This is a genomic window from Flagellimonas abyssi (assembly GCF_019457905.1).
Taxonomy (GTDB): Bacteria; Bacteroidota; Bacteroidia; order Flavobacteriales; family Flavobacteriaceae; genus Flagellimonas; species Flagellimonas abyssi.
The window spans coordinates 93,960-103,440 of sequence record NZ_JAHZSV010000017.1 but is presented as its reverse complement, the minus strand read 5'-3'; the positions used below and the strand labels follow the sequence as shown (position 1 = coordinate 103,440).

Sequence of the window (9,481 nt, the reverse complement as noted above, 5' to 3'; positions counted from 1 at the left end):
GGTGACAAACTTCAAATCTTGGATATCATGATACAAAAGAGCAGGGCATACCGGGAGAGCAATAATTTGGATTGATTTTTTTAGATGTCTGATGTCTGATGTCTGATGTCTGATGTCTGATGTCTGATGTCTGATGTCTGATGTCTGATGTCTGATGTCTGATGTCCGATGTCCGATGTCCGATAAAAGTTTGGCAGGTAAATTGCAGAAAGATTTCTAAAACTGTAACATTGCTGTGCAATTAAAGCCCAATACCACATGATGACACTAAAAAAAGGAAGGATGGCATTTTTACCTTTGGTAATGTTGTTGTTGCTATCCTTTTCATCCGCCCATAAATATTATGTAAGTGTTACCAATATCGCCTATTCCAAAGATGATAGCGCGTTCCAGGTTACCAGTAGGGTCTTTATAGACGACCTCGATAAATTGCTGAAAGAACGGTATGACATTGAGGCGAAATTGGCCACGCCAAAGGAATCCAAGTTGGCGGACGAGTACATCGAAAAATATTTTAGGACAAAGTTTGCGATAGAACTGGATGGTGAGCCTGTTCAATATAATTTTTTGGGAAAACGCTACGATAACGATATGGTGATCTGTTATCTGGAAATTCCCAATGTAAAGTTATCGGAAACAAAAAGCATGACCATACAGAACGAAGTGCTTATGGATCTCTTTGATGATCAGCAGAATATAGTACATGTCAAATGGAACGGAAACAAAAAAAGTTTTATGCTGATCCGTCAGAACAACAAAGGAATGTTAAACTTATGATGTATTCTTAACAATTGGTTAAAATATGTTATTTTTCACCGCTATTAAATCAGATAAAAAAATGAACAGATTCAAGTATTGCTTAGCTTCTGTCTTGTTCCTTGTTGGAGCCGTCGTTATGGCTCAAGAAGAAGGGGACGTGAAAGAAAAGCGGGAGCCCGGTCATTACAACCAAAGTAGATTCAAACAATTGTATGAGGAGTTTTCCACTCCCAACACGTACCGTTCCGCCTCAGGTGCCCCAGGCCCTGATTATTATCAACAGCAGGCGGACTACGTAATGGACATCCAGTTGGATGACAAGAACGCGAAGATCAGTGGGGAAGAAACGATTACGTACCAGAATAATTCGCCGGACGATTTGGAGTTTCTTTGGGTGCAATTAGATCAAAACGTGCGGGCCAAAGATTCTAAGTCTCCTTTGCGGGACGGCAATGGTGTAAATATCGCCTATACGGCGGACAACTTTGCCCAGACCTATATAAGTGAGCCGTTCGATGGTGGTTTCAATATACAATCGGTTACCGATGCCAGCGGAAAGCCATTGTCTTACACCATCAACCAGACCATGATGAGGATCAATATCCCCGAACCGTTAAAAAGCGGGGAGAAAGTTTCATTCTCCATCAAATGGTGGTACAATATTCCAGACCATACTGTGGATAGGGCACGTTCCGGTTACGAGTATTTTCCAAAAGACGGGAACCGTGCTTATGTCATCGCACAGTTTTTCCCAAGAATGGCCGTTTACAGCGATGTAGAGGGATGGCAGAACCACCAGTTCTGGGGAAGCGGAGAGTTCGCGTTGCCATTTGGTAACTACGAAGTAAGCATCACTGTACCTGCAGACCACGTATTGGATGCAACAGGAGAACTTCAAAACAGAGATGAAGTGTTCTCCAAAGAAATGATGAAGCGTTACAAGCAGGCCAAAAAATCATACGATAAGCCCGTGATCATTGTAACCCAAGAAGAGGCAGAAGCAGCGGAAAAAGGGTTTTCTACCGACACCAAGACATGGAAGTTCAAAGCAGCCAATGTGAGGGATTACGCATTTGCCTCGTCCAGAAAATTTGTTTGGGACATGCAGGCCGTTAAAATAGGCAACAAAGATGTAATGGCAGTTTCCCTTTATCCAAAAGAAGGAAACCCACTTTGGGAGGAACTGTCCACCAAAGCCGTGGTGCAGACCTTGCAGACCTATTCAAAGCATACTTTTGATTACCCTTACCACAAAGCCATTTCCGTTCACGCAAAGAACCAGGGAATGGAATATCCGATGATTTGCTGGAACTACGGACGTCCGAATGAGGATGGTACGTATTCCGACAGGGTAAAATATGGAATGATCAGTGTGATCATCCACGAGGTCGGCCATAATTACTTTCCTATGATCGTTAATTCCGATGAGCGTCAATGGGGATGGATGGATGAAGGAATCAACACCTTTGCCCAATATTTGGCAGAACAGGAATTCGGTAAAAACTATCCTGAAGTGATAGCCCCCAACAGCGAATATCCATCAAGAAGAGGAAAAGCAGCGGATATTGTGCCTTATATGGCAGGAGACCAAAGTTACATTTCCCCTATCATGTCCAACCCGGAAAATGTGTATCAATTGGGTCCAAACGCCTACGGTAAACCGGCAACGGCACTTAATATCTTAAGGGAAACCGTAATGGGAGAAGAATTGTTCGATCATGCTTTCCAAACCTACGCCCAACGTTGGATGTTCAAGCATCCGACCCCAGAGGATTTCTTCCGCACCATGGAAGATGCTTCCGCAGTGGATTTGGATTGGTTCTGGAGAAGCTGGTTCTACACTACCGATTATGTAGATATCGGTGTATCCGGTGTTAAAAAATACTATGTGTCCAACAAGCCTACCAAGGAAATGGAAAAATATATGGCCGATAGAAACCTTACCGAAGCCGACCTACCACCATTGGTATATTTGGCCGAGGAAGATAGTGAGGACTTTGCTCCGGAGCTAAAAGGAAAATCCCCGACCGAGACTTCCAAAAACCTTAAGGAATTTATGATGGATAACATGACCGAAGCCGAAAGAGCCCAGGTCAAGGAGCCAAAGTATTTTTACGAGATCACTTTTGATAAGCCAGGAGGAATACCAATGCCATTGATCGTAGAGTATACCTACGCGGATGGAACTACCGAGAACATCACGTATCCACCAGAAATCTGGAGAAAGAACGATGCTGAGGTAAAACGGGTAATGGCCACCCAAAAAGAATTGGTGGGGATTGTAGTAGATCCAAAATTGGAAACTGCGGATATCGACACTACCAACAACGCTTGGCCCAAGAAAGACGAGAAGTCCGACTTTGATAAATTCAAGGAAAATATCAAAGGAGACAGGTAACATAAAAAACTATGTTAAGAGCCCCGTGATTTCACGGGGCTTTTTTTATTTTGGAATGAAGTTCTGATTATATTTGTGCCATGCAATTTCTATTTATTAGTGGAGCCGAGATTTTTTTCATCCTATTTATAGTGGTGATGGTGTTTGGTGCGGACAAGATTCCCGGTATCGCCAAGGGCCTCGGGAAAGGAATGCGTCAACTTAAGGACGCAACGGACGATATTAAACGGGAAATACAGAAAAGTGCGGATGATGTGGATACCGATTTCACAAAGAACATCCGTAAGGAAATCGACGATGTAAAGAAGAATGTGAACGAAGTTTCCGGTTCCATCAAAAGAGATCTGAACAAGTAGAATTCTATGTTGGAAAAATTGCTCAAATGGGATAGGGACACTTTTGTTTATCTCAACGCACTGGGCATAGAGGATTACGACGTTTTCTGGTCTACCGTTACCAATATTTCCACTTGGATACCATTATTTATCCTTTTTCTCCTTCTTTTTTACCTGAAGTTTTCCAAAACCGAAGCTTTGTACAAGTTTCTCACCGTGCTGGGCTTGGTGGTCTTTATCACGGCCATTACCCATATCACCAAGGTGTCGGTGGCTAGGCTAAGGCCCAATAATACGGAAGAGATCAACACCCTGATCCGTATTTTGAAAAGTCCAACGGATTATAGCTTTTTCTCTGGCCATGCCTCCAGTTCATTTTCTATAACCACATTGGTATTTCTCTTTTTAAGACATAAGGTAAAATGGGCGACCCTCTTTTTTATCTGGCCTCTATTGTTTGCCATGAGCCGTATTTACGTAGGCGTGCATTTCCCCATTGATATTATCGTTGGAATGATAGTTGGGATTTTGTCCGGATTACTTTTCTTCTGGATTTACCAACGATTTATAGCACCCTACTCAACGTCAGTCCGTCCCTAATGGGCAACAATACGGTTTCCACTCTAGGATCTTCTTTTAATTTTTGATTGTATTCGAGCAATACAGCAGTGGCCCTGTCCGATTTTTGTAACGGTTCCACCACTTTTCCGGACCACAGCACATTGTCAGAAAGAATAACACTGCCAGGTCTCGTTTTTTGGATGACAGCTTCAAAATAGGCATCGTAGTTTACCTTTTGCGCATCAATAAAAACAAGGTCAAAAGTTGGGTCAAGCTCGGGAACAATATCAAGTGCATCTCCAATATGTTGTTTGATTTGAGGGCCAAACCCGCTTCTGTCAAAATACCTGCGCTGCATTTCATGGAGTTCCTCGTTCACCTCAATGGTATGCAGTTTCCCATCTTTTTGAAGCCCTTCCGCCAAACACAAGGCCGAATAGCCCGTGTAGGTGCCAATTTCCAAAATATATTTGGGGTTGATGACCTTGGACAACATGCTTAACACCCTACCTTGAAAATGCCCGGTGATCATTCTGGGCTGCACCACCTTTAAGTGCGTTTCTCGGGTAAGTTCCTGCAATAATTTGGGCTCGTCCTCCGAACTGTTGGCAATATAACTCTCCAAAATGGGCGATAGGAAATGCATGATATATTTTTCGCAAAAATATAGAAAAGAACTACATTGACTGCTTGATAAAACAAAAGAACCTCATGACGTTACCAAAGGTAAGTATACGAACCGCCACATTGGAAGACTTGCCCAAGCTCCTCAACTTTGAACAGGAAATCATAAAGGCAGAGCGTCCTTTTGATGTTACTATAAAAGAAGGACCTATCAGTTATTACGATATTGGAGAAATGATTCAGGATACAAAAGCATGTGTTTTGGTCGCAGAGATAGATGGTGGGGTCGTGGCTTCTGGCTACGCCATTCCCAAAAGAGCAAGGCATTATCTGGACCATGAGTTTTACGCATATTTGGGTTTTATGTATACCGATGAAAATTTTCGGGGGAAGGGAATCAATGCTCAGATTGTGGATGGGCTTAAACAATGGTCCCTGGACCAAGGTTATAAGGAAATCCGATTGACGGTCTACAATGAAAACCTACCGGCAATCAAGGCTTATGAAAAAGTAGGATTTAAAAAGCACATCATCGAAATGCGTTTGGAGTAATTTTCTTTTGATCACATTACTGCTACAAATTGTATTTTTGATGAAAACCAAAATAGAATGACATTCGAGAATACGCTTGAATATGCCAAAAAGCTCGATGCTTCCGATGCATTGGCTTCCTATAGAAATGAATTCCACTATCCACAAGTCAACGGAAAGGATGTAATCTATTTTACGGGCAACTCACTTGGGCTTCAACCCAAACGTACCCAAAAGTTTGTTGATGAGGTTATGAAGGACTGGCGAGAGCTCGCTGTCGAAGGACACTTTTATGCTGATAAGCCTTGGTGGGACTATCACGAAAGACTGGCCGAGGGTTTGGGTAAGGTCGTAGGGGCAAAACCCAAGGAAATTTCGGTGATGAACACCCTAACCGTAAACCTTCATTTGTTGATGGTGTCCTTTTACCGACCCACCGAAAAACGGTTCAAGATAATCTGCGAAGAGAAGGCGTTTCCGTCCGACCAATATATGTTGCAAAGTCAGGTGCGTTATCACGGACTGAATCCCGAGGATGCCATAGTAGAAGTGAAAAAACGAGATGGGGAACATGCATGGCGTACCGGGGATATCATCCAAAAAATAAATGAAGTGGGGGATGAGCTGGCTTTGGTGTTGATGGGTGGTGTCAATTATTATAATGGGCAAGTATTGGATATGAAAACCATTACCAAAGCAGGCAAGGATGTTGGTGCCTTTGTTGGTTGGGATTTGGCCCACGGCGTTGGAAACATCAAATTGAACCTGCACGATTGGGGTGCTGATTTTGCCGCTTGGTGCAGCTATAAATACATGAACAGTGGCCCGGGGAACGCATCGGGAGTCTTTGTGCACGAAAAACACTTGGGCAAAGAGGACATCCCCCGTTTTGAAGGCTGGTGGGGAACCAAAAAAGAGACACGTTTTTTAATGAAGCCGGAGTTCGACCCTATTGAAACCGCCGACGCATGGCAACTGAGCAATCCGCCCATTTTGTCCGTAGCTCCCTATTTGGCCTCTCTGGAACTATTTGATGAAGTGGGTATGGATGCACTAATCGAAAAACAAAAGACCATTGTGGCCTATCTGGAATATGTACTCCACGAGATAGATAAGGAAGTAGATAGCACATTTGAAATTATCACTCCTGCGGACAGAGGATGTCAACTCTCCGTGTTTTTGCACGGCGAAGGGAAATCCATTTTTGACTATTTAATGAAAAAAGGTGTGATCACCGATTGGAGGGAGCCGAATGTTATCCGACTGGCACCTGCTCCATTGTACTGTTCGTATGAGGATATGTATCGTTTTGGACAAATCTTAAAAGAGGGTATACAGAGCAAATAAGAACCAATGCACTAAATGAACCGACTAAACACCACCATTAGATGAAATCCCTATGGCTTATTCTGTCCAATCCAAGATATTTTGGAGTGGCATGGGTATTTACCAGTATCAATATTTGGTTTGGGACATGGGCCATTTATATTCCCACCGTAAAGGAAAAACTGGATATAAATAAAGCAGATTTGGGCATAGCCCTGTTCTGCTTGTCGCTGGGGGTTTTCACTATTTTCCCTGTGGCTTCCAAGGTCATCAATAAATTTGGGGTCGGAAGGTCGTCATGGTACGGGGTAATATTTGCTTCGGTAACAGCAATGTTGCCGCTAATGGCTCCCAATTATTATATGCTGATGGCAGCTTTGTACCTTTTTGGGGCGAGCAATGGATTTATAGATATAGCCATAAACACTTTGGTCACCGAGATTGAAAAGGAAGACAAACAAAACTTTATGTCCGCGGCCCATGGCTTTTTTAGTTTGGGCGGTATTTTGGTAGGCCTGGGCAGTTTCCTGATTCCTGTGATTGGAAACCCTGTGTTGCACATGGGCGTTACCGTGGTGTTGGTATTTATCATCAATTTTTTTCTAAAGAAACATTATATCCAAGTGGTTGCCGCTCCAGTAGAGAAGGAGCCTTTCAGTCTAAAATTGTTCAAGCCGTTGCTTTTGCTTGGCATTATTGGGTTTGTATCCTTTGGTAGCGAAGGTGCCATTATAGATTGGAGCGCACTTTACCTCAAAGAAATGACCATGGCACCAGAGCTGCTTATTGGTGCGGGATTCTTGGCATTTTCCACAACTATGACCTTAGGTCGGTTTCTGGGCGATGGTATCAGCGCAAAAATTGGGCCCATAAGAATAGTAGGGTTGGGAGCACTAATTGCTGCTATTGGTTTTGTTTTGGTGCTGACACAAAACACTACTTGGTCCATAATTGGATTTGCTCTTAACGGTCTTGGCTTTTCGGTCATAGTACCCGAATTGTTCCGTATCGGAGGGAATGTAAAAGGGGTGGATTCTTCCCAAGGTGTTGCTTTTATAGCTGGGTTCGGGTATATCGGATTTTTGTTGGGGCCTGTTATTCTAGGGTTTATTGCAGAAAGTGCCTCTCTAAACTATAGCTTTGTCTTGTTGCTGTGTATGGCCCTTTTGGTTTTTGGGATTACATTTTTTCTGCGAAGGAGGGGGAAATAAAATCAATTGTATGTGCTCATATCAGAATTGATCAATGTTCCATAACTGTAACGAATTATTTGGCCGATTGCAGGTTATATGATTTTCTAAGTTATCAGTTTCCGGCCATACCAACTTCTTAGATGACAGTTATTTTTCCTTTATCAGGGCTCTTAACTTTTCAAGTTGTGTGTCCGATTGCCAAAGCACTTGGTTCATGTCCCTTTCTATTTTTATATCAGGTGTTGTTCCGTAACCGTCCAAAACCTTTCCATTTTTTTGAAAGGAGACCATTGTACTGATTTTCCCGAACAATTTTGAATTTGGGAGGTCGACCCAATTGCTATTGCCACTAGAACCATCCGTTGTCACCCCAACAATTTTTATATTCGGAATTCCTTTGAAATCAGAGACGAAAACAGATGCGGCACTAAAAGTTTTTTCGTTGGCCAAAATATAGATAGGCTTGTTGTAGTACAGTCCTTCAGTGGATAATTTCTCTCCATTCAACAATCCAAAATGATATTCGCTGTACTTTGCGTTATCCAATTCATACATTGGGTTGAAATTTTTCAAAAACCCAGTTACCTTTTTCTGTTCCCTGTCATTCAATTCCGAAAAAGAATATAAAAATCGGCTGTGTAGGCTTTCTTTATAATCTTTTGGCAAGGGGAGTGGCCCTCTTTGCTTGACTACATTTATAACATGAACGGAGTCAGGGTGAATCAAATATTTTGCAAACTCATATAACAAGTCCCGTGTTCCGCCACCATTGGCCCTGACATCGATAATTAGGGCTTCGCTGTCGTTTCGAATCGATTTCATAAATGAATTGACTTTCTCAAAAAGTAGGGGAGCTTCATCCTTACGTACCATTTCCGGTAATTTGATGTATGCGATTTGGTCGTCCAAACTAAATAGACCATCAATAATTTCGGGTTGGTTGAAGTCCTCGTCCTTTATAAAAAGATAGTCCCTTTCAAATTTTTCATCCCATGGTCTTTGCCGTTCTGATTTACCTATTACAGGAACGATTAAAGTTGTGTCATTTTGGAATAAATCGTCCGAAAGGGTTAATTCGATTTCTTTCGGTAGTGCTTTGTCCAATAGGATGTAATTTTTTTGTATGTCCCTAATGTCGCGAACTGCTAGGGTAAAATAGGTCTCTTTGGGGGCCTTAATATCTTCTGGCCGCGTTTTTTGCAAGAATTCATCTATGTCGAGACCATCAATCTTTTTGAGGTAGGGGAAGCGGGGATTTAGGATTTTCAAGGTTTTATCCTGATCATAATTCAGGACAACAACTTTATCGTTAACAGGTGCGTAAACAAACGGTAAGAATAAGGATTCGTTTAGGCTGTAGCCTCTAATGCCATTTAAAGCGGAATGTCTATCCCCGATTTTGGCCAAAGTGTTGGTGATAAACAAACCGAAATTTTCAAGTTGGGTGGAATCTTTTAACGATGTAAGATAATTTTCAAAATCCTTGTTGAAATCAAAACCGTTCAGATAAGCATAGGAAGACTTTTCATTTAATGTTTTGGTCAAAAATTCAACATCCTCTGTTATTTGTTTTTTGGTGAGCCAATTATCCTGTGCTTGTACATGTATGGTCACCAGACAAAATAATGGGATGATAAGGTTTTTAATTCTCATTTATAGTTTTGTTTCAAAAGTTTCATTTCCCGAAATAGGAAAATAAACGATGGAAAACATCATTTTTAAGCGCTGGGGAGAATTTTGAAAATGCTTTTTGT

At 42.0% G+C, this 9,481-nt stretch carries 9 protein-coding genes; 7 read left to right on the top strand and 2 right to left on the bottom strand.

The window, feature by feature from the left end; all coding sequences use genetic code 11:
- The first annotated feature begins 258 nt into the window (after positions 1 to 258).
- The 4 genes from K1F36_RS13060 (at position 259) to K1F36_RS13045 (ending at position 4,092) form a co-directional block, all read left to right on the top strand.
- The gene (locus K1F36_RS13060; protein ID WP_220114213.1) at positions 259 to 777 is read left to right on the top strand and encodes a DUF6702 family protein; all 519 of its coding nucleotides are present in this window, start codon (positions 259 to 261) and stop codon (positions 775 to 777) included.
- A gap of 61 nt (positions 778 to 838) precedes the next feature.
- The gene (locus K1F36_RS13055) at positions 839 to 3,157 is read left to right on the top strand and encodes a M1 family metallopeptidase (protein WP_220114212.1); all 2,319 of its coding nucleotides are present in this window, start codon (positions 839 to 841) and stop codon (positions 3,155 to 3,157) included.
- An 80-nt stretch (positions 3,158 to 3,237) separates the two neighbouring features.
- Positions 3,238 to 3,513, top strand: a complete 276-nt coding sequence (locus K1F36_RS13050; RefSeq protein ID WP_108247198.1) for a Sec-independent protein translocase subunit TatA/TatB — start codon at positions 3,238 to 3,240, stop codon at positions 3,511 to 3,513.
- 6 nt (positions 3,514 to 3,519) lie between these two features.
- Positions 3,520 to 4,092 (top strand): phosphatase PAP2 family protein, encoded by a 573-nt coding sequence (locus K1F36_RS13045; protein WP_220114211.1) that lies wholly within the window; start codon positions 3,520 to 3,522, stop codon positions 4,090 to 4,092.
- Here the strand turns inward: K1F36_RS13045 and K1F36_RS13040 are convergent.
- Positions 4,058 to 4,699 (bottom strand): O-methyltransferase, encoded by a 642-nt coding sequence (locus K1F36_RS13040; RefSeq protein WP_220114210.1) that lies wholly within the window; start codon positions 4,697 to 4,699, stop codon positions 4,058 to 4,060. The genes K1F36_RS13045 and K1F36_RS13040 overlap by 35 nt on opposite strands.
- A 65-nt stretch (positions 4,700 to 4,764) precedes the next feature.
- On the opposite strand from K1F36_RS13040, the gene K1F36_RS13035 reads away from it, so the two are divergent.
- Genes K1F36_RS13035 through K1F36_RS13025 form a run of 3 tightly spaced genes read left to right on the top strand, consistent with a single transcriptional unit; the run spans position 4,765 to position 7,745 of the window.
- Positions 4,765 to 5,229 (top strand): GNAT family N-acetyltransferase, encoded by a 465-nt coding sequence (locus K1F36_RS13035; protein ID WP_220114209.1) that lies wholly within the window; start codon positions 4,765 to 4,767, stop codon positions 5,227 to 5,229.
- A gap of 57 nt (positions 5,230 to 5,286) precedes the next feature.
- Complete coding sequence (kynU, locus tag K1F36_RS13030) at positions 5,287 to 6,555, top strand: kynureninase (protein WP_220114208.1); 1,269 nt, start codon at positions 5,287 to 5,289, stop codon at positions 6,553 to 6,555.
- Between the two features lie 41 nt (positions 6,556 to 6,596).
- Positions 6,597 to 7,745: an MFS transporter gene (locus K1F36_RS13025; protein ID WP_220114207.1), complete on the top strand. Its 1,149-nt coding sequence runs from the start codon at positions 6,597 to 6,599 to the stop codon at positions 7,743 to 7,745.
- Between the two features lie 129 nt (positions 7,746 to 7,874).
- Here K1F36_RS13025 and K1F36_RS13020 read toward each other — a convergent pair whose 3' ends face one another.
- Positions 7,875 to 9,380, bottom strand: coding sequence for a S41 family peptidase (locus K1F36_RS13020; protein WP_220114206.1), 1,506 nt, complete (start codon positions 9,378 to 9,380; stop codon positions 7,875 to 7,877).
- Positions 9,381 to 9,481: the final 101 nt, after the last annotated feature.

What these genes read in the sequence shown, in the direction of transcription:
- K1F36_RS13045 (WP_220114211.1), top strand. Translation starts at nt 3,520, where the DNA reads ATGTTGGAAAAATTGCTCAAATGGGATAGGGACACTTTTGTTTATCTC.
- K1F36_RS13020 (WP_220114206.1), bottom strand. Translation starts at nt 9,380, where the DNA reads ATGAGAATTAAAAACCTTATCATCCCATTATTTTGTCTGGTGACCATA.
- K1F36_RS13025 (WP_220114207.1), top strand. Translation starts at nt 6,597, where the DNA reads ATGAAATCCCTATGGCTTATTCTGTCCAATCCAAGATATTTTGGAGTG.
- K1F36_RS13040 (WP_220114210.1), bottom strand. Translation starts at nt 4,699, where the DNA reads ATGCATTTCCTATCGCCCATTTTGGAGAGTTATATTGCCAACAGTTCG.
- K1F36_RS13050 (WP_108247198.1), top strand. Translation starts at nt 3,238, where the DNA reads ATGCAATTTCTATTTATTAGTGGAGCCGAGATTTTTTTCATCCTATTT.
- kynU (WP_220114208.1), top strand. Translation starts at nt 5,287, where the DNA reads ATGACATTCGAGAATACGCTTGAATATGCCAAAAAGCTCGATGCTTCC.
- K1F36_RS13060 (WP_220114213.1), top strand. Translation starts at nt 259, where the DNA reads ATGATGACACTAAAAAAAGGAAGGATGGCATTTTTACCTTTGGTAATG.
- K1F36_RS13035 (WP_220114209.1), top strand. Translation starts at nt 4,765, where the DNA reads ATGACGTTACCAAAGGTAAGTATACGAACCGCCACATTGGAAGACTTG.
- K1F36_RS13055 (WP_220114212.1), top strand. Translation starts at nt 839, where the DNA reads ATGAACAGATTCAAGTATTGCTTAGCTTCTGTCTTGTTCCTTGTTGGA.